At 64.0% G+C, this 19,849-nt stretch carries 17 protein-coding genes; 9 read left to right on the top strand and 8 right to left on the bottom strand.

Features of this window, described 5'->3' with window-relative positions; all coding sequences use genetic code 11:
• Positions 1 to 2 precede the first annotated feature (2 nt).
• Together CO669_RS21195 and CO669_RS21190 are read right to left on the bottom strand one after the other, a co-directional pair.
• On the bottom strand, positions 3 to 1,292 hold the full coding sequence (locus tag CO669_RS21195; protein ID WP_097661885.1) for an acyl-CoA dehydrogenase family protein: 1,290 nt from the start codon (positions 1,290 to 1,292) through the stop codon (positions 3 to 5).
• Between the two features lie 12 nt (positions 1,293 to 1,304).
• Positions 1,305 to 2,120, bottom strand: a complete 816-nt coding sequence (locus tag CO669_RS21190) for an alpha/beta fold hydrolase (RefSeq protein WP_097661884.1) — start codon at positions 2,118 to 2,120, stop codon at positions 1,305 to 1,307.
• Between the two features lie 194 nt (positions 2,121 to 2,314).
• Between CO669_RS21190 and CO669_RS21185 the strand changes: the two genes are divergently transcribed.
• The 4 genes from CO669_RS21185 (at position 2,315) to CO669_RS21170 (ending at position 7,695) form a co-directional block, all read left to right on the top strand.
• Positions 2,315 to 3,076: an SDR family NAD(P)-dependent oxidoreductase gene (locus tag CO669_RS21185; protein WP_097661883.1), complete on the top strand. Its 762-nt coding sequence runs from the start codon at positions 2,315 to 2,317 to the stop codon at positions 3,074 to 3,076.
• Between the two features lie 30 nt (positions 3,077 to 3,106).
• Positions 3,107 to 3,943: an enoyl-CoA hydratase family protein gene (locus tag CO669_RS21180; protein WP_097661882.1), complete on the top strand. Its 837-nt coding sequence runs from the start codon at positions 3,107 to 3,109 to the stop codon at positions 3,941 to 3,943.
• Between the two features lie 98 nt (positions 3,944 to 4,041).
• A complete protein-coding gene (locus tag CO669_RS21175) occupies positions 4,042 to 6,393 on the top strand; it encodes a bifunctional salicylyl-CoA 5-hydroxylase/oxidoreductase (protein ID WP_097661881.1) in 2,352 nt (783 codons plus the stop codon).
• 51 nt (positions 6,394 to 6,444) lie between these two features.
• The gene (locus CO669_RS21170; RefSeq protein WP_097661880.1) at positions 6,445 to 7,695 is read left to right on the top strand and encodes a flavin-dependent oxidoreductase; all 1,251 of its coding nucleotides are present in this window, start codon (positions 6,445 to 6,447) and stop codon (positions 7,693 to 7,695) included.
• 9 nt (positions 7,696 to 7,704) lie between these two features.
• Here CO669_RS21170 and CO669_RS21165 read toward each other — a convergent pair whose 3' ends face one another.
• Both CO669_RS21165 and CO669_RS21160 read right to left on the bottom strand, forming a co-directional pair.
• Complete coding sequence (locus CO669_RS21165; protein ID WP_092215923.1) at positions 7,705 to 8,163, bottom strand: cupin domain-containing protein; 459 nt, start codon at positions 8,161 to 8,163, stop codon at positions 7,705 to 7,707.
• 28 nt (positions 8,164 to 8,191) lie between these two features.
• On the bottom strand, positions 8,192 to 9,367 hold the full coding sequence (locus tag CO669_RS21160) for an ABC transporter substrate-binding protein (protein WP_097661879.1): 1,176 nt from the start codon (positions 9,365 to 9,367) through the stop codon (positions 8,192 to 8,194).
• Positions 9,368 to 9,618: 251 nt separating this feature from the next.
• On the opposite strand from CO669_RS21160, the gene CO669_RS21155 reads away from it, so the two are divergent.
• The 3 genes from CO669_RS21155 to CO669_RS21145 all read left to right on the top strand — a co-directional run bounded on the left by CO669_RS21155 (position 9,619) and on the right by CO669_RS21145 (position 12,456).
• A complete protein-coding gene (locus tag CO669_RS21155) occupies positions 9,619 to 10,137 on the top strand; it encodes a MarR family winged helix-turn-helix transcriptional regulator (protein ID WP_198964159.1) in 519 nt (172 codons plus the stop codon).
• Positions 10,138 to 10,284: 147 nt separating this feature from the next.
• Positions 10,285 to 11,976: a benzoate-CoA ligase family protein gene (locus tag CO669_RS21150; protein WP_097661878.1), complete on the top strand. Its 1,692-nt coding sequence runs from the start codon at positions 10,285 to 10,287 to the stop codon at positions 11,974 to 11,976.
• A gap of 21 nt (positions 11,977 to 11,997) precedes the next feature.
• A complete protein-coding gene (locus CO669_RS21145) occupies positions 11,998 to 12,456 on the top strand; it encodes a RidA family protein (protein WP_097661877.1) in 459 nt (152 codons plus the stop codon).
• Between the two features lie 6 nt (positions 12,457 to 12,462).
• On the opposite strand, the gene CO669_RS21140 is transcribed toward CO669_RS21145, so the two are convergent.
• A complete protein-coding gene (locus CO669_RS21140; RefSeq protein WP_097662013.1) occupies positions 12,463 to 13,191 on the bottom strand; it encodes a CBS domain-containing protein in 729 nt (242 codons plus the stop codon).
• Between the two features lie 210 nt (positions 13,192 to 13,401).
• Here CO669_RS21140 and CO669_RS21135 point away from each other — a divergent pair, with 210 nt between their 5' ends.
• Entirely contained in the window at positions 13,402 to 15,255 is a 1,854-nt protein-coding gene (locus CO669_RS21135) for a PHA/PHB synthase family protein (protein ID WP_097661876.1), read from the top strand.
• On the opposite strand, the gene CO669_RS21130 is transcribed toward CO669_RS21135, so the two are convergent.
• The 3 genes from CO669_RS21130 to CO669_RS21120 are packed head-to-tail and all read right to left on the bottom strand — an operon-like array spanning position 15,252 to position 18,779.
• On the bottom strand, positions 15,252 to 16,223 hold the full coding sequence (locus CO669_RS21130; protein WP_097661875.1) for a CHAD domain-containing protein: 972 nt from the start codon (positions 16,221 to 16,223) through the stop codon (positions 15,252 to 15,254). The two genes, CO669_RS21135 and CO669_RS21130, sit on opposite strands and share 4 nt — an antisense overlap.
• Positions 16,210 to 17,772: a bifunctional aminoglycoside phosphotransferase/ATP-binding protein gene (locus tag CO669_RS21125; protein WP_097661874.1), complete on the bottom strand. Its 1,563-nt coding sequence runs from the start codon at positions 17,770 to 17,772 to the stop codon at positions 16,210 to 16,212. The genes CO669_RS21130 and CO669_RS21125 overlap by 14 nt, the downstream gene beginning before the upstream one ends.
• A 23-nt stretch (positions 17,773 to 17,795) precedes the next feature.
• On the bottom strand, positions 17,796 to 18,779 hold the full coding sequence (locus CO669_RS21120; protein WP_097661873.1) for a zinc-dependent alcohol dehydrogenase family protein: 984 nt from the start codon (positions 18,777 to 18,779) through the stop codon (positions 17,796 to 17,798).
• Positions 18,780 to 18,943: 164 nt separating this feature from the next.
• Here CO669_RS21120 and CO669_RS21115 point away from each other — a divergent pair, with 164 nt between their 5' ends.
• Positions 18,944 to 19,783, top strand: coding sequence for a universal stress protein (locus CO669_RS21115; RefSeq protein WP_097661872.1), 840 nt, complete (start codon positions 18,944 to 18,946; stop codon positions 19,781 to 19,783).
• Positions 19,784 to 19,849 lie beyond the last annotated feature (66 nt).

Genomic DNA, 19,849 nt, shown 5'->3' with positions numbered 1-19,849 from the left:
CGTCAGTCGTCCGTCTCGCCGGCTTCGTACAGCGCCTCGCGGCCGATCCGGTCGAGGCAAAGCTCGGCCGTCCAGGGCAGCATCAGCGAGCCGCAGCGGCTGTCGCGGTATATCCGCTCCAGCGGCAGCGAGCGAAGCATGGCTTGGCCGCCGCAGGTGCGGATCGCGAGCGCCGCGAGCTCATTGGCGCCTTCCATCACCGAATATTGCGCGGCATAGGCCCGAAGCACCTGCTCCTTGCTCGGATTGGCGCAGGCTTCCGTGACCGCCTGGAACCAGATCCCCTTGATCTGCTCGAGCTTGATCTGCATCTGGGCCACGGCGATCTGCTTGGTCGGATACATCCGCCGCTTGACCGGTGGCATATCAGGCACTTCGCCGCGTAAGTATCGCACGGTGAAGTCATAGGCGGCCTGCGCGAGGCCCATATAGGTCGGTGACAGCGTCAGGAACATGTGCGGCCAGCGCATCGCGGCCTGGAAGTAGACGCCGCGCGGCATCAGCGCGGAGTCCTCGGGGACGAACACGTCCTTGAACAGCAGCGTCCGCGAAACCGTTCCGCGCATGCCGAGCGGATCCCAGTCGCCGACGACCGAAACGCCTTCCGATTTGGCCGATATCGCGAGATAGAGCGTGTTGCGGCGAGAGGCCTTCTCACCTTCTTCGATCTCGGTGCAGAGCACGCCGTAATAGTCGGCATGGCCGGAAAGCGATGCAAAGATCTTCTTGCCGTTGACGATCCAGCCGCCCTCGACCGGCCTTGCTTCCGTGCCGAAGGCGACGCCGCCGGCGGCCGCCGCACCGCCCTCGGAGAAGGGTTGCGAATAGATCGCGCCGTCCTCGACGATCCGCTTGTAATGGACCGCGCGGCGTCGTTCGTGCTCGGTGCGGGTCGTTGCATCCATGTCGAGATCGTCGGCCAGCGGGCCCGACCAAAGGGTCGAGCAGACGTGCATATTCCAGGTCAGCGCGGTCGCGCCGCAATAGCGGCCGATCTCGGCGGCGGCCAAGGCATAGGTCTGGTAGTTCGCGCCAAGTCCGCCGTGTTTCTTGGGAACGGCAATGCCCAGCAGGCCGACGCGATGCAGGTCACGATAATTCTCGGTCGGGAAGATCGCCTCGCGATCGTAGGTGGCGGCGCGATCGGCAAACACGGTCTGACCGATCTCCCGTGCGCGGGCAATGATGCCGGCTTGCTCATCGCTGAGGCGGAAGGCGACGGGATCGAAGATCGGGACATCCAGCGCGACCTTGCCGGTTGCGCCTATCGTCTTGCTGACTTGCATGGTCATCGCGCAATCACCTTACGCTTTGGTCGTCACGGAATTGAGGAATCGGCCGAGCGCCGCGTCGAAGGCGTCGGGACGCTCGAGGTTGGCGAGATGGCCGACGCCCGCGAGCTCGACATATTCGGCCCCCGGGATGTAAGTCGCCGTCTTCGCCATCATCGGCGCCGGGGCATTGTTGTCCTTGGATCCGGATAGCAACAGCGTCGGAACGGAAATGTCCTTCAGCGTGCCGCGCTGGTCGAACCCGATCAAAGCCAGCATCATGGCGCGGTAACTTGCCTCGGGCACGGCTCCCATGCACGCGCGCGCAAGCTCCATTCCCCCGGGATCCGGATCGTCACCGACCAGCTCTTTCACCAGCGAAGGCGCCAGCGACGTCATGGTCGCGCCGCGATCGAGCGAGCCAAGCCGCGCCGCGATGAAGGATTTCTGCCAATCGCCGTCGGCCTTGCCGAAAGCGGGGCTGGTCTGCGCCAGCACCACCGCGCGAGCCAGTTTCGGGAACTGCGCCAGCCATTTCTGCACGATCATGCCGCCGATGGAATGGCCGACCAGAATGGGTCTTGTTGCGCCGAGCTGTTCGATGAATTGCTGGAGCGCATCAGCCAGGGCAGCGATGCTGACGCTGGCGAGCGGAGCCGAGCCGCCATAGCCCGGCATATCCCATGCGATCGCGCGAAAGCGGTTGCCGAACGTTGCCAGCTGCTGTCGCCAGCTCCGAGCCGCGCCGCCGATGCCATGCAGGAAAACCAGAGGGATCGCGCCCGGATCGCCTGCGGCTTCATAGGCGAAGCGCCCGTCCTTTGTTATCATGGGCACAGGCTGCGACACGCGACATCCTTCTGCTTGGCCCATGGATGCTAACAGGCCTTTCGGCGATGGGAAGCGATAATTTTATACTTAAAGCAATTTCCGGGCCGCGTTTCGTGGCGCGGCATTCGCGCCGGCGAGCGGCGTCTTCATTGCAAAAGTTTGAAGGTTAAAATATATCGGAAGACGACCATGAGATCCGAGGGAGCCAGCGCATGTCCGGATTGCCGCACTCGCCGCACGCGCTGGTAACCGGTGGCGGCCGCGGCATCGGTCTTGCGATCGCGGCGGCTCTCGTCGGCGCCGGCGCCACTGTGACGATTGTCGGCCGCAACGCGGCGGGGCTTGAAGAAGCCGTCAACGCAGGCGCTGCGCATTTCGCGGCCGTCGCCGACGTCACGAACGAGATCGCTCTGAAGGCCGCCATCGTCGGGGCCCATGCGCGCAAGCCGATCGATATCCTGATCGCAAATGCGGGCAGCGCCGAATCCGCGCCTTTTGCGAAGTCCGACAGTGCCCTGTTTGCGCGCATGATGGACATCAATTTCATGGGCGTCGTCCATGCCATCCACGGCGTATTGCCGGGCATGAAGGACCGTCCCTATGGCCGTATCGTCGTGGTTGCGTCGACCGCAGGCCTCAAGGGCTATGCCTATGTCAGCGCATACACCGCGGCCAAGCACGCCGCGGTCGGGCTCGTTCGTTCGCTTGCCCTGGAGCTGGCCGGCAGCCATGTGACCGTGAATGCGGTTTGCCCCGGATTCACCGACACTGACCTCGTTGCCGGCAGTATCGACAACATCATGAATAAGACGGGACGAAGCCGCGAGCAGGCCATCGCCGAGCTGGCCAGGCACAATCCGCAAGGGCGCTTGATCGCGCCTCAAGAGGTGGCGGATTCCGTGCTTTGGCTGTGCGGGCAGGGCGCCAGCGCGATTACCGGACAGGCCATTGCAGTCGCAGGCGGCGAAATCTAGCGGCGCGGAACAGACACCCAAGGAGATCGCATGAGCAGACCAGTCAATCCCGTCACCGTGCCGCTCGCGGATTACTCGCCGCAGCACTTCCTGCTGGCGGTTGTCGACGGTGTTGCCACCGTGACGCTCAATCGACCCGAGCGCAAGAATCCGCTGACGTTCGAGAGCTACCGGGAGCTGACCGATTTCTTCCGTGCCTGTGCGTTCGACGACGCGGTCAAATCCATCGTGGTGACCGGTGCAGGCGGCAATTTCTCGTCCGGCGGCGATGTGTTCGAGATCATCGGCCCGCTCGTGAAGATGGACACCAAGGGGCTGACCGCCTTCACGCGGATGACCGGCGATCTCGTCAAGGCGATGCGGGCCTGCCCGCAGCCGATCGTCGCCGCAGTCGAGGGCATCTGTGCTGGCGCCGGTGCGATCGTCGCCATGGCCTCGGATATGCGCTTAGCTGCGAGCGGGGCCAAGGTGGCCTTCCTCTTCAACAAGGTTGGGCTGGCCGGCTGCGACATGGGGGCATGCGCGATCCTGCCGCGGATCATCGGGCAGTCTCGTGCCTCCGAGTTGCTCTACACCGGCCGGTTCATGACTGCTGAGGAAGGCGAACGTTGGGGTTTCTTCAGCCGCATCGTCACGCCGGAGCAGGTGCTTCCCCAGGCCCAATTACTGGCGAAGCAGATCGCGGAAGGGCCTACCTTCGCCAACACCATGACCAAGCGGATGCTGGCGATGGAATGGGCAATGTCGGTGGAAGAGGCGATCGAGGCGGAAGCCGTTGCCCAGGCTCTGTGCATGACCACGGCCGATTTCGAGCGCGCCTTCGAAGCCTTCGCCAACAAGGTCAAGCCGGTCTTCCGGGGCGACTAGGCCGGCCGAGCCTGTGCTGAGGCCAGCAGCGGGGACTTGCGCGAAATTATTTTAGGCTTAAAATAGTTTCCATGGCCGGGTGAATTGGCGAGGCTCCCATGAAAGTCGCGATCATCGGTGGCGGACCTGCAGGTCTCTACGCTGCGATCCTGCTCAAGAAGCAGCGCCCGGGCGCCGACATCACGGTGTACGAGCGCAATCGGGCCGATGACACGTTCGGCTTCGGCGTGGTGTTCTCCGACGCCACGCTGGACAATTTCGAAAAGCACGATCTGCCGAGCTATCGCCGCATCACCCAGGAGTTCGCGTACTGGGACGACATCGCGGTGCATTTTCGCGGTACGGTGCACCGGGTCGGCGGCAACGGCTTTTGCGGCTGCTCGCGGCAGAAGCTGCTGTTGATCCTCCAGCAGCGGGCGCGCGAACTCGGCGTGGTCCTGCATTTCGAGGCTGATGTCGATGACGAATCCCGCTTCGCCGACGCCGATCTCGTGCTGATCGCCGACGGCATCAACAGCCGATTCCGCGAGACATATGTCGAGCACTTTCAGCCCGAGGTCGACCTCCGTTCCAACAAGTTCGCCTGGATGGGCTCGACCAGGCCGCTCGATGCCTTCACCTTCATCTTTCAGGAGACCGAGTGGGGGCCGTTCATTGCCCACGCCTATCAATACGAGGCTGGGCACTCGACCTGGATCTTCGAGACCGACCCTGAAACGTTCGAACGCGCCGGTCTGACGGGCCTGAACGAGAGCCAGTCCGCCGCGCGAATGGCCGAGATTTTCGGCTGGTTCCTCGACGGGCACAAGCTGCTCACCAACCGCTCGATGTGGCGCAACTTTCCGATGATCCGCAGCAAGCGCTGGGTCAAGGACAACATGGTGCTGCTTGGCGATGCCAAGGCGAGCGCGCATTTCTCGATCGGCTCCGGCACCAAGCTCGCGATGGAAGACGCCATCGCCTTGGCCGAGGCGATGGAAAAGGCGCCGGACATCAAGGCTGCGCTCGACGTTTACGAGCACGGCCGCCGCGAGGAAGTCGAGAAGACCCAGCACGCCGCCGACGTCTCGCTGGTCTGGTTCGAGCATGTCGAGCGCTTCTGGGATTTCGACCCAGTGCAGTTCGCCTTTGGCGTGATGACGCGCTCGAAGGCGATCACCTATGACAATCTGAAGCTCCGCGCGCCGGATTTCGTGGCCGAAGTCGAGAAGTCGTTTGCCAAGCAGGTTCGCGACAGCGGTTTTGACGTCGATACCTCAAAGCCGGTGGTGCCGCTGTTCCAGCCGTTCAGGCTGCGGGAGATGGAAGTCGTCAATCGCGCCGTGATGTCGCCGATGTGCATGTACTCGGCGAAGGAGGGCGTGCCGACCGATTTCCATCTCGTGCATTATGGCTCGCGCGCAATCGGTGGGGCCGGCCTGATCTTCACCGAGATGACCTGCGTCAGCCGCGAGGCCCGTATCACGCCCGGCTGCGCCGGCCTGTGGAACGACGAGCAGGAGGCCGCCTGGCGGCGCATCGTGGATTTTGTCCACGGCAACTCGGCTGCCAAGATCTGCCTGCAACTCGGGCACGCCGGCCGCAAGGGCGCGACCAAGCTGATGTGGGACGGCATGGACCGCCCGCTTGAGGAGGGCGGCTGGGACGTGGTCTCGGCATCGCCGCTGCCTTATTTTCCCGACAGTCAGGTGCCGCGGGAGCTCGATCGTGCCGGCATGAATGCGGTGAGGGATGCCTTCGTCGCTGCGGCCGAGCGCGGCGAACGCTGCGGCTTCGACATGCTGGAGCTGCACTGCGCCCACGGCTATCTGCTCGCAAGCTTCATCTCGCCGCTGACCAATACGCGCACGGACCAGTATGGTGGTTCACTCGAAAATCGGCTGCGGTTCCCGCTGGAGATCTTCGAGGCGCTCCGTGCGGTCTGGCCGTCGCACAAGCCGATGTCGGTACGTATCTCCGCGACCGACTGGGCCGAAGGCGGCATCACCGGCGACGATGCGGTGGCGATTGCGCGCGCCTTCGCTGAGGCCGGCGTCGATCTGATCGACGTCTCCACCGGGCAGACCGTGCGCGATGCGCAGCCCGTCTACGGCCGCATGTTCCAGACGCCGTTTTCCGACCAGGTCCGCAACGAGGCGCGGGTGGCCACGATGTGCGTTGGCAACATCACGACGGCGGACCAGGCCAACACCATCCTGGCCGCCGGCCGGGCAGACCTTGTCGCCCTCGGCCGGCCGCATCTGGTCGATCCCTTCTTCACCATGAGGGCGGCGGCCTGGTACGGGGCCAAGGACGCGTTCTGCCCACCGCAATATCTGCCCGGAATGGATCAGATTTTCCGCAACAGCGTCCGCGATCGGCAGGACATGGACGAGCTGCGAATTAAGGCTAAGCCCAAGACCCGGGCCGAGCTCAAGGCGGAGGCGACAAAGCCGCTTGCGGCGGAGTGACCGCCCGTGCGACGTTAACCCATTGCCTGTGTTTCGAGTGGAGTAAAGGCGATGAAGGCGATTATCGTCGGTGGTGGTATCGGTGGTCTCACCACCGGCTTGATGCTGCGTTCGCGTGGCCTCGACTGCGAGATTTTCGAGCAGGCCGACACCATTCGTGAGCTTGGCGTTGGCATCAACACGCTGCCGCATGCCATGCGCGAGCTCGCCGGGCTCGGCCTGCTCCAGAAGCTCGACGACGTCGCTGTTCGCACCGACCAGCTCTATTATCTCAACCGTCATGGCCAGGAGGTCTGGCGCGAAGCCCGCGGGATCGACGCCGGCCACGACGTGCCGCAATTCTCGATCCACCGCGGCCGCCTCCAGGGCGTCATCCATCGCGCCGTCGAGGAACGGCTCGGGGCTGATGCCATCCACACCGGTTGCCGGCTCGGTGCCTTCACGCAGGACGAGGGCGGCGTCACCGCCTATTTCTTCGATCGCACTGGCGCGCACGTTCACACCGCGCGCGGCGATATCCTGATCGGCGCCGACGGCATTCATTCCCGCGTTCGCGAGACGCTGTTTCCGAACGAGGGCCCGCCGTGCTGGAACGGCCTGATGCTTTGGCGCGGTGCGCGCGACTGGCCGCTGTTCCTCACCGGCAAATCGATGATCGTCGCCGGTGGGCTCAATGCCAAGGTGGTGATCTACCCGATCGCGGAGGGATCGAGCCCGGCGAGCCGCCTGACCAATTGGGCCGTGCTGGTGAAGGTTGGCGAAGGTAACGCCCCGCCGCCGCGCAAGGAGGACTGGTCGCGGCCCGGTCGCCGCGAGGAGCTGATGCCGTACGTGGCTCGCTTCTCGATCCCCCATATCGACGTGAGGAGCCTGATCGCGGCGACGCCCGAATTCTACGAATATCCGACCTGCGATCGCGATCCCTTGCCCTATTGGTCGTCTGGACGTGTCACGCTGCTTGGCGATGCCGCGCATCCCATGTATCCGGTCGGCTCGAATGGCGCCTCGCAGGCGATCCTCGACGCGCGCTGCCTTGCCGACGCTTTGGTGCGCGCCGAGCATCCGCGCCAGGCACTGCTCGAATACGAGAAGAAGCGCCTGCCGATGACGGCCGATATCGTCCGCTCCAACCGGCGCGGCGGTCCCGAGGGCGTCATCGATGCCGTCGAGCAGCTTGCCCCCGACGGTTTCGACAATGTGGACAACGTGCTGAGCTATTCCCAACGCGAGGCCATCGTGCGCGGCTATGCCACCAAGGCCGGTTTCGCCGCCGTGCCGGGGCTTGCAGCGGTGCGCGCCTGAGGCCCGCCGCTAGCCGGCGCCGGGAGGCGGCGGCAGGAAGTGGATGTTGAACTCGGCCGCCATCGCCACCACGTCTTCGGGCTTTTGTTCCTTCATGTTGTGAAGGCCCCAGAACAGGTCGAACAGCTTTTTGGTCGGCGAGACCCAGAACAGCACTTTTGCTGTCTGCTCCGATTTGTTGAAGATGCCGTGCGGCACGCCCATGCCGAGCCGGATCAGGTCGCCCGCAGTCGCCTGCGCCTCGGAATTGCCGAGCATGAAGTCGAGCTTGCCCTCCAGCATATAGAGATATTCGTCCTGGTCGGGATGAATATGCGGCGGCACGAAGGTGCCCGGCGGCAGCGTCGCGTGCCAGGAGAAGCTGTGCTCGGTCTTGCTCTTCGGCACATAGGTCTGGCCTAGGATGTTCCAGGAGATGCCCTGGATGCCCTCATTGGCCCGTGTGATGCCGGTGATTTCGCTGCTCATTGAAGTCCTCCCGTAACCAGTCGCGGCTTTAGTTCGCCGCCTTGCAGTCCTTGGCGTAGCGGTCGCCGTAATTCTCGAAGACCTTTTGCACGATCTCGGTCTGGAACTTGCCGTCCGGACGCTTGGCAACCTTGGTCAGATAAAAATCCTGGATCGGATAGCCGTTGGTGTTGAACTTGAAGGCGCCGCGCAGCGATGTGAAGTCGGCCTTCTTCAGTGCGGCTCCAACCGCATCCTTGTTCGAGAGGTCACCCTTCACGGCCTTGATCGCGCTGTCGATCAGCATCGCGGCATCATAGGCCTGGAACGCGTAGGTGCCGGGTACGACATTGTAGGCGGCCTCATAGGAGGCGACGAACTTCTTGTTCTGGGGATTGTCGAGATTGGGCGCCCAGTTCGCTCCACCAAACATGCCGACGGCTGCGTCCTGCTGAGCCGGCAAGGTCGATTCATCCACCGTGAAAGCCGAGAGCACCGGGATGCTGTCGGCGAGGCCCGCCTGCCGGTATTGTTTGACGAGATTGACTCCGAGACCGCCGGGCATGAACGTGAAGAGAGCATCGGGCTTCTGCGAGGAGATCTTGGACAGCTCCGGCTGGAAGTCGAGCGTGTTCAGCGGCATGTAGGATTCTTCGACGATCTCGCCCTTGTAGTCGAGCTTGAAGCCCGCCACCGAATCCTTGCCGGCCTGATAGTTCGGCACCATCAGGTACATGCGCTTGTAGCCGCGATCCTGCGCGACCTTGCCGAGGATCTCGTGCACCTGGTCGTTCTGATACGAGGTCACAAAGAAGAACGGGTTGCAGTCCTTGCCGGCAAATGTCGACGGGCCGGCATTGGGGCTGATCAGGAAGGTCTTCGATTCCGTCACGGGCCGGTGGATCGCCTGCAGGATGTTGGAGAAGATCGGGCCGACCACGAAGTCGACCTTGTCGCGCTCGAGCAGGCCCTTGACCTTGGTCACCGCCGCATCCGGCTTCAGCTCATCATCCGCAACGATCACCTCGATATCGCGGCCGCCCATCTTGCCGCCGAGATCCTTCACCGCGAGCGCAAAGCCGTCGCGAACCTGTTGGCCGAGTGCGGCCGCGGGCCCCGACAGGGTCACGATCACGCCCAGCTTGATCTTCTCCTGGGCGAGGGCGGGAGTCATCGCCGTGCCAAGCAGCATGGTGGCTGCGGCCAAGGTCATTTGCGTCTTCATGATCTGTCCCCTCGTGACTATCGGCGAGCGCTGCAAGCCGCTACTCCAATCCAAGCTTATGCCGATGAAGGCTGCCGCGGCAAGCAGCGCTCAAACGTTCGGCATCCTGCGGGCAGCGGCGCATGCAAGTGGCGCGCCAATTATTTGAAGCCTAAAGAAGTTGACGTGCGGTCGATTGTTGCAGCTTTGGACTTGCGGCCGGACCCGATTTATTTGAAGCTCAAAATGTTGGGGAATCCGTGCCGGCGCCAATGCCCGCCGAGAGTGACTGCACCGCGATGCTCGATTCCGAGACCAAGGCCGTCGAAACGCCTGAAGATCACGCCGACGAGCTCCGGCTGTGGTTGCGCCTTCTGACCTGCACGACGCTGATCGAGGGTGAGGTCCGGGGCCGGCTGCGGCACCGCTTCGACGTCACGTTGCCCCGCTTCGATTTGATGGCACAGCTCGACAAGGCGCCTGACGGCATGACGCTGTCTGATGTCTCCAAGCGCATGATGGTGTCGAACGGCAACGTCACCGGTCTCGTCGAGCGCCTCGTGGAATCCGGCCATCTCGACCGGCGGACGTCCGAGACGGACCGTCGTGTCCAGGTGATCCGCCTCACAAAACTCGGTCGCGCCGAGTTCCGACGAATGGCTGCGGAGCACGAGACGTGGATCGCCGATCTGTTTGCTGACCTTTCGCCGAAAGATGTGCGCGAATTGATGCGGCTGCTCGCCAAGACCAAGGCCTCGGCGCAGAAATCGGCCGCCCGTCGCCGGCCGTAAGCGCTGGGCCGGCAGGCCGCCCAATCCCTTTTGCCGCAGGAAAAAGCACGCCATGCCCAAAATCCGCTATTGCGCCGAATTGTTTTAAGCCTAAAATGTTTTCCAGATCGTGCTGCCGGGTGCAATCCATGCTGAAAGGAGCGTGCGATGGCCAACGCCGCCAAGGTTCAAGTGAAGGGCTCGCATGACGGCAATGCCGCGACGGCCCATGTCGATAGGTTTGCGCAGCAGCATCTGCCGCCGCGGGAGCTGTGGCCCGAATTCATCTTCACGCGGCCGGAGCTGAACTACCCACCACGCTTGAATTGCGTCAGCTCCTTCCTCGATCGCTGGGTCGAGCAGGGTCATGGGGACGCGCCCTGCGTCATCAGCCCCGCCGTCAGCTACACCTATCGCGAGCTGCAGGCGCTGGTGAATCGCATCGCCAACGTGCTGGTCGGCAAGCTCGGTCTCGTGAGCGGCGGTCGGGTGCTGCTGCGCTCGGCCAACAACCCGATGATGGTCGCGACCTATCTCGCGGTGATCAAGGCCGGTGGCATCGTGGTGGCGACGATGCCGCTGCTCCGCGCCAAGGAGCTATCCTACCCGATCCAGAAGGCGGAGATCACGCTGGCGCTGTGCGACGGCAAGCTCGCCGAGGAAATGGAGAAGGCGAAGGCTGCGGCGCCGAATCTCAAGCGGGTTGTCTATTGGGGCAATGGCGCGGCGGACTCGCTTGAAGCTCTCATTGCCGATGCGAGTGCGGAGTTCAAGGCCGTCGACACCGCCTCCGACGACGTCTGCCTGATCGCCTTCACGTCGGGCACGACAGGCGACCCCAAAGGCACCATGCATTTCCACCGCGACATGCTCGCGGTCTGCGACGGCTATGCGCGCAACATCCTGCGCGCCCAGCAGAAGGATCGCTTCGTCGGCTCGGCGCCGCTCGCATTCACCTTCGGCTTCGGTGGCGTGCTGTTTCCGATGCACATCGGCGCCTCTTTCGTGGTGCTGGAGAAGACGACGCCGGACGATATTCTGACGGCGATCGAGCAGCACAGGATCACGGTCTGCTTCACGGCCCCGACCGCGTACCGTGCCATGATCGGCAAGCTCGCCGGCCGCGACATCTCCTCGCTGCGAAAATGCGTCTCCGCCGGCGAGACACTGCCCAAGCCGACCTTCGATGCCTGGCTCAAGGCCACCGGCCTCAAGCTGATGGACGGGATCGGCTCGACCGAGTTGCTGCATATCTTCATCAGCGCGACCGAGGACGAGATCCGCCCGGGCGCGACCGGAAAGCCCGTGCCGGGCTATGAGGCCAAGATCGTCGACGACGACGGTCGCGACCTGCCGCCAGGCACGATGGGCAAGCTTGCCGTGCGCGGTCCGACCGGCTGCCGTTATCTCGCGGACGAGCGGCAGCGCAAATACGTCCAGAACGGCTGGAACATCACCGGCGACACCTATCTCATGGATGGCGACGGTTATTTCTGGTACCAGTCCCGCTCCGACGACATGATCGTGTCGGCCGGCTACAACATCGCGGGCACCGACGTCGAGGCGGCGCTGCTCACGCATCCGATGGTTGCCGAGTGCGGCGTGGTGGGCGCGCCGGATGAAGCACGCGGCATGATCGTGAAGGCCTATGTCATCGCGGCGGCTGGCGTGACGCCGGACGCAAAGCTCGTGACCGAGCTGCAGGAACATGTCAAACGCGAGATCGCGCCGTACAAATATCCGCGCGCCATCGAGTTCGTGACTCAGCTGCCGAAGACCGAGACTGGAAAATTGAAGCGATTTGCCTTGCGGCAACTGGCCCAGGCGGCCGTGACATCCTCAGGCGTCGCGGCGGAATGAGAGAAGGATGAAGCATTGTCCGTGATGACGCCGAAAGGCCCGCAGCTTGCGGTGCTGTCGACAGCTGCCGAGGATGACACCGGTTCGCGGGTGCAGGTGCTCCAGCCGTCGGGGTGGCCGATGCCGAAGGGCTATGCGAACGGCATGGCCGCAGAGGGACGCATCGTCGTCACCGGCGGAGTGATCGGCTGGGATGTCGAGGAGCATCTCGCCGACGGTTTCGTCGGACAGGTGCGCCAGACCCTGAGCAACATCGCCGCGATTCTGGCTGAGGCCGGCGCGCGGCCCGAGCACCTCGTGCGATTGACCTGGTACGTCGTCGACATGGACGAGTACTTGTCCAACCTGAAGGAGCTCGGCAAGATCTATCGCGCCATCTTTGGCGCGCATTACCCCGCGATGGCGCTGGTGCAGGTGGTGCGCCTCGTGGAGAAGGCGGCGCGCGTCGAGATCGAGGCCACCGCCGTCATTCCGAGCTGACGCGCGTCAGCTCGCCTTGGAGAGTTCGTCGTCCTCGGGCGAATTCAGGTAGATGCCCGACATGGTGTCGACCCAGCACAGATGGTCGTGCACCTTCTTCACGCCCTCGACGTTCTCCGCAGCAACGATCGCGGCCTGCCGCGTGCGCTCTTCGGTGATGACGCCGCTGAGGTGAACGATGCCGTCGCGGACGATGACGTTCAGCCCGAACGGGCACCAGTCGTGCTTCTCCATGGTGTCGATGATGCGGCTGCGAATGTGGTCGTCGTCCGCCGTTGGATCCTGCACTTCGCGCGCAAGCCCAGCCACCGCCTGCAGCAGATTGGCCCGCGATACGATCCCGACGACCTTGTCGCCGCGTACCACCGGCAGCCGCTTCACGTTGTTGCGCTCCATGAGGTCGACGATCTCGGCGAGCGCCGTATCCTCCGTGATGGTGACGGGCGAATCCGTCATCACCTCGGCAACCTTGCGACCATGCTCGTGGACGAAATCGCTGGCCGATTTGCCCGGACCGAGGATGAACCGCAGCCAGCGTCCGCGCTTGCGCCCGGTGCCGATTTCGCTGCGGCGGATGAAATCTCCTTCGGAGACGACGCCGACCAGCTTGCCGGCATCGTCGACCACCGTGAGGCCGCTGACATGCCGCTTCAGCATGATATTCGCCGCCTCCACGATGCTGGTGTCGGGGGTGACCGAGATGACCGACCGGGTCATGATCTGGTGGGCGCGCATGGACGACTCCGCTGGCTTGTCGAATTTCAATGCGTGAAAACTAGCCCGGGTATCGAGGTGCGGTTTGACTCAGGTCAATGGGACGGAGCCCGTCCGTCCTGATGAAGCAATTGTGATACGCGCCTGGATTTGATGCAGCTCAACGCTTGTGGGAAGCCTAGCCATATCCTTCCGCCGACGTAGACCAGCAGCCCTTGGGACCATTGAGCCATGAGCGTCGTGCAGATATTTCCACGGGCCGAGGAGCCGGCAGTCCAGGCTCTCCCTGCCAATCCCGCCGCGGGTCCCGAAGCCCCGACAATAAGCTCCGAGAAGCTTGACGGGATGCTACCTGCCGCCGATCGCTCGCCTGTATCGGAGCCATATCCCCTCGACCGTGCGTTTCACGCGATGCTAGCGCGATTCACGGGCGGCATTTCGCCATTGGCCTTGTCGCTCGCCTGGCTCGACTGGAGCTCGCATCTCGCCGCGGCGCCCCAGCGCCAGATGGAGATTTCCCGCAACACGCTGCGCGACATCGGCCGGCTGGCCGAAGCCGCGGCGCACGCGACGTCGCCTGAGCAGAAGCCGTGGTCCGTGATTCAGCCGCAGCCCCGGGATCGCCGCTTCGGGGGGGCGCAATGGGAGACCGCGCCGTTCAATCTGCTGGCGCAGGCGTTCCTGCTCACCGAGCGGTGGTGGCACGATGCCACGACCGGCGTGCGCGGCGTGTCGCATGCCAATGAGGCCATCGTCGAGTTCTCGATGCGCCAGACGCTCGACATGCTGGCGCCGTCGAATTTCGCAGCGACCAATCCGAAGGTTCTGGAGAAGGCGTTCCAGAGTGGCGGGGAGAATTTCGTCTTCGGCTGGCAGAACTGGTGCAGCGACCTGATGCGCCTGCTCTCCAACGCAAAATTGACGGATGACGCGCAGTTCGTGGTCGGCAAGACGGTGGCGGCGTCACCCGGCAAGGTCGTCTACCGCAACGAGCTGATCGAGCTGATTCAGTACCACCCGACCACGGCGCAAGTCCGGCCCGAGCCGATCCTGATCGTGCCGGCGTGGATCATGAAATACTACATCCTCGATCTGTCGCCGCAGAACTCGCTGGTCAAATATCTGACCGGCCAGGGCTTCACGGTGTTCGCGATTTCCTGGCGCAATCCGGATGCGAGAGATCGGGATCTCGCCTTCGACGACTATCGCAAGCTCGGCGTCATGGCGGCGTTGGACATGATTGGACAGGTCATGCCGGGGCGGAAGACCCATGCGCTCGGCTATTGTCTTGGCGGCACCTTGCTGTCGATCGCCGCCGCTGCGATGGAGCGCGACGGTGACGACCGTTTCGGCACCGTCACGCTCCTTGCCGCCCAGACCGACTTCACCGAGGCCGGTGAGCTGACGCTCTTCATCAACGAAAGCCAGGTCGCCTTTCTCGAAGACATGATGTGGCAGCGCGGTTATCTCGACACGACGCAGATGGCCGGTGCCTTTCAGCTGCTGCGCTCGAACGAACTGATCTGGTCCCGCCTGTCGCACGACTATCTGATGGGCGAGGGCGCGCCGCTGAACGATCTGATGGCCTGGAATGCGGACGCGACGCGGCTGCCGTATCGCATGCATTCGGAGTATCTGCGCAAGCTGTTCCTCGACAACGATCTGGCCGGCGGGCGCTATCACGTCGGTGGCAGGAGTGTTTCGCTGTCCGATATTCACGCGCCGATGTTCGTGGTCGGCACGCTCGCCGATCACGTGGCGCCGTGGCGATCCGTCTACAAGATCCACTATCAGGTCGATGCCGACGTGACGTTCCTGTTGACCAGCGGCGGCCACAATGCCGGCGTCGTTGCGCCTCCAGCGGAGCCCGGCCACAGCTACCAGGTGCTGACGAAGGCGGAGGACGCACCCTATGTGGGTCCGGACGAATGGCTGAAGCTGGCTCCGCACGTTGAAGGGTCGTGGTGGCCGGAATGGGCCAAATGGCTGGCGGCGCACTCCGGCGCGCCCTGCGATCCACCGCAGATCGGAGTTGGAGACGCTGCGGGACTGCCCGATGCGCCGGGGGACTACGTCCACACCTAAGCTTCCGGCTCGGAATTCGGCGCGAGATCGGAGGAGCGGAAAGGCCTGGCCTTGTCCAGTTTGCGGTAGGCCGCCGAGGCCGCTCGCAACAGCTTCTTTTCCCGCTTGCGGTCGAGGAAGCGATGGCTGGCATCGAGGCCGGCGCCGTTCAGCGACGCCGCCAACGCCTGTCCACGCGCATCGTCGTTCAGTTGTCCGAGCGAGCGTTGCGCCTTGCGCAATTTTTTGAGGATGGACTGCTGTTTCTTCAAGGCGTCCTCGGCGAACAGGTCCTGGAGCGACTCGATCGAATAGGTCATCCTCTTGTTGAGAAGTCGCAGCTTGTGGCGCTTTTCGACGTCGAGCTTGCGGAGCTTTCGCGCTTTCTTGAGTAGCGTCGCCTCCCATTCGGTCAGCCTCGCCGTCGCATGCTCAGCGAGCGTCGAGCGGCGCAGTCGAATGGCTTCCTTGCTGCGTCGGGTCGACCAGGGCCCGCTCTCGATCCAGGCCGAAGTCTGCTCGACGAGGCGGCGATAGCGGGCCGATTGCAGCGCACGTGCCAGTAGGCGGTGGCTCTCGGCGCGTTTCTCGTCCCAGTGCCGGAGCTCGGCGATCACTGTGAGTTCACCGTCGCTCTCGGCGATAACCCGCTCGATCGCCACATCGAGATCCCTGACCATGCCGAGCTGGCTGTTCAGCCATTTCAGTTCGGTCCAGACAACCGGCCGCAGGGCGTCGTCGACCATCGGCGAGAAGAAGCGGATGGCGGTGCGCAGATGCGTCAGTGCGATCCGGATCTGATGCAGCGCGTCGGGATCGCCGCGGCAGGTGCCGTCATGCTGGGCGAGGACGGCCGCGAGGTGACGGCGCGCGATGATCCGGAACGCCGTATCGCAGGCCATGCCTGGGCTCAGGCGGCCGGGCAGGGCATTTCGTCGCCCCGCCAGCGTGGCGCGAGCGGCCGTCGAGGTCGTGCTAGGTCGCGCCATCTTTGCCCGCGCCAATCAGATTGCCCTGTTTGCCTTCAGCGATCGCGTGCCGGCAGTTTTGGAGCGTCTGCTCTTGCGTCCCGGATGCATCGACGGTCGCCCATCCGACATGGCCGATATTATAGTGCTCTTGCAGCGCGGCAACCTCTTGCGTGGCGTCGGATGCGTCGCCCCGGCGGCTTCCGATCCGGATCTGCCGAGTCTTGAGGTCCGCGACCAGGAACAGGCCGTTCAGCGGCACGTAGCGCTCGCGCGCCAGTGCGGCGATCGCGTCCCGTTCGTCCTCACGCGCGAACACGCCGTCGATAACCGCCGAATGCCCTTGCGCCAGCACCCGCCGGGCGAGTTGAATCAGCCTGTCATAAACGCGAGCCGTGTGCTCCGGTGTGTAGGCGGATGGCGGCAGGCGGTGCGTGTCCTCAACCCCGAACATTTGCTTGCGGACGATGTCGCTGCGCAGCACGACGGCTCCGGGCGGCGGTGCGACGAGGGGCGCGAGCGCCTGCGCCAGAACCGTCTTTCCGGTGCCGGACAAGCCGCCGACGGCAATCAGGCGCGGCGTGGCCGGATGGATCAGCGTCCTGGCGAGGTCGAAGTAACGCCGTGCCTCGTCGAGGATGCTGGGGTCATCGGAATGCGGCGGCTTCAGCCGTGCCAGGGCCACCTGGGCGCGGATCGCGGCCCGTATCGACATGAACAGCGGCAGAATCGAGAGCGCGTCGAGATTGTCGGCAGAGGTCGCGGCGAGATAGCGGTTCAGGACGATGTTGGCGGCGCTGGGTTGATTGTGGTGCAGTAGATCCATCAGCGTGAACGCGAGATCGTAGAGCACGTCGACGGTTGCCATCCGCGCATCGAACTCGATGGCGTCGAACAGCACGGGCCGGTCATCGAGCAGCACGATGTTTGCCAGATGCAGATCGCCGTGGCAGCGGCGCACGAAGCCCCGACGGCCGCGCTCCGCGATCAGGGAGCGGAGGCGCAAGAATGCTTCGTGCGACACCTTGCCGAGCTTGTCGATCTCGTCAGCGTTGAAACGGCCGCCAGCCCGCAGGCCGTGACTGTTGCCGTCGATCAAGGCGGGGATGGACGAGACCCATGCTTTTCCGTCGGCGTGAACCGCCGCCTTGTGCGGAGCCACAATCGCGTCGGCGGCCGCAGAGGCCAGCTTCGCATCCAGCGGCCCGGCCTTTGCCAGATGATCCAGCGTCCTGTTTTCGTCGAAACGCGACATATCGACCGCGTACTCGATCGGCCGGCCGGGACCGCCAACCTGCACCGACCCATCCGGCTCTTCCGTGATCGCGACGACACGATGATAGATCTGCGGCGCCAGCGGCTGGTTGATCCTGATTTCCTCCTCGCACGCGGCCTTGCGTTTCTCGAGCGTCGAGTAGTCGAGGAAGGGAAATTTCACGGCACGCTTGATCTTCAGCGCGCGCATCCCGTCGAGGAACACTGCAGCGCCATGCGTGTTGATCTGCGTCACGCCGGGATGGTCGGTCAGCGTCCGAAAGATCCGCTCCTGGGTCGCCATTTCATCCGTCATGGAACGAGTATCCAAAAGCACCATCAGGGCGTCAGTACGGCCGCGCCGAGAATTTGACCGGTTCGCAGCATGTTCAGGACGTCGTTGGCCTGATGAAGCGGAAATGCCGTCGTTTCGGTGCGTACGCCGGCTTGGGGAGCGATCTTGAGAAAATCCAGGCCGTCCTGCCGGGTCAGATTGGCGACCGAGATCAACTGCCGTTCCTGCCAGAGCAGGTCATACGGAAAGCCTGGAATATCGGTCATGTGGATGCCCGCGCATACGACGCGACCGCCTTTGCGGACCGCGCGCAACGCGGCCGGGACAAGTTCGCCAGATGGTGCGTAGATGATGGCCGCGTCGAGCGGCTCGTCGGGCACTTCGTCGGACGCCCCCGCCCAGACCGCGCCGAGACGTCGGGCAAGGTGTTGTGCGGCAGCATCGCCGCGTCGCGTGAATGCATGGACGGATCGCCCTTGCCAGCGCGCGACCTGCGCGATGATGTGGCCGGCCGCGCCAAAACCGTAGAGGCCGAGCCGCTCGGCAGGGCCGGCCAGCACCAGCGAGCGCCAGCCGATCAGCCCCGCGCACAGCAGAGGGGCAATCTCCACGTCGTCGCCTTCCTCACCGAGGGGAAAGGCGTAGCGTGCGTCGGCGATGGTGTGGGTCGCATAGCCGCCATCGCGCGTGTAGCCGGTGAACAGCGGCGCGTCACACAGGTTTTCCATGCCGTCCCGGCAGAAGCGACAATGGCCGCAGGTGAAGCCGAGCCAGGGAATGCCGACCCGATCACCTGGCGCATGCGTGGCGACATTCGGACCCACGAGATCGACCCGGCCGACGATCTCGTGGCCGGGCACGATCGGATAGCGGATATTGGGCAGCTCGGCATCGACGAGATGAAGGTCGGTTCGGCATACGCCGCAGGCGCTGACCTTCACCCGGAGCTGACCCTCGCCGGGTATCGGGTCGGGCCGCTCCTCTATCTCGAGCCGCGTTCGTGGGGCGGGCAACACCATCGCACGCATGAGTTTCTCCGGGGCAACCGCTCCGTCTGAATTATCCGTAGAAGAACCGGGCGGCCAGTCCTTGATGCTGGTCAACGCCTGTTCTGGCCGAAGTTCCGCTGGCTTGACAGGGATCAAGCGGCTCGACGAAAGCCGGCCTATTGTGGCGGCCAAGGAGAATCCCGATGCCCATCAAGGACGTCTTTCTGCCGCTTGTCGGCCAGCCCCGCGGGCCGGCCCTGGCTGCGATCGAGAAATGCGTAACCGTCGCCGCCGAACTCGGCGCCAGGATCACGGCGCTCGCGCTCGAGGAAGAAGTGTACGAGCGGCCGAAGGTCTTGCTGCCCTACGACCGCGAGTCCGCGGAAGACAGCAAATCGCGCGAGCCGAGCGACATGCAGCAGCTCCTGAACGCATTCACCAGTGCGACGTCCCGCGCCAAGATTCGCGCCCAGAGCCGAACGGGCAAGGTGCCGGCGGACCAGATCGCGGCGGTCGTGGCCGAGCACGCCCGTTTCTGCGATCTCACGCTGCTCCCCGTGAAGCCGCACGACAGTCGGACGGAGAGCATCGTCGAAGCCTTCCTGTTCGGATCCGGCCGACCGCTCTTGCTATGCCCGGAGCATCTTGCGGACGCGCTTTCGCCCAAATTCGAGAATGTCGTGATCGCCTGGGATCACTCCGCGCGTGCGGCACGCGCGATCGGCGACGCGCTGCCGATCCTGCAGGCGGCGGCGACCATCCGCGTGGTGACGGTGGCGGACGACAAGACCGACGCGATCGTGCAATCCGGAACCGCTCTGGTCGATCATCTCAGGGAACACGGTGTCCATGCGTCGTTCGAAACGGCGAAAGGCCGCGGCAGCTCGATCGGCAAGGTCCTGGGAAACTTCGTGAATTCCCACGACGTGGACGCCATCGTGATGGGCGCGTATCATCACTCGCGTCTGAACGAGATCGTCTGGGGCGGTGTGACAAAGACCGTCATTGGCCAGCCACCGTGCTGGGTTATGATCTCGCACTAAGCTCGCCATTCGTCGAGACTGATCGTCAACCATCGGAGCCGTCGCCGACCGGGCGCATTTGATTTC

The organism is Bradyrhizobium sp. Y36 (assembly GCF_002531575.1).
Lineage (GTDB): Bacteria > Pseudomonadota > Alphaproteobacteria > Rhizobiales > Xanthobacteraceae > Bradyrhizobium.
Note: the sequence above shows the minus strand (reverse complement) of the source record. Positions and strands in the feature narration are given on the sequence as shown.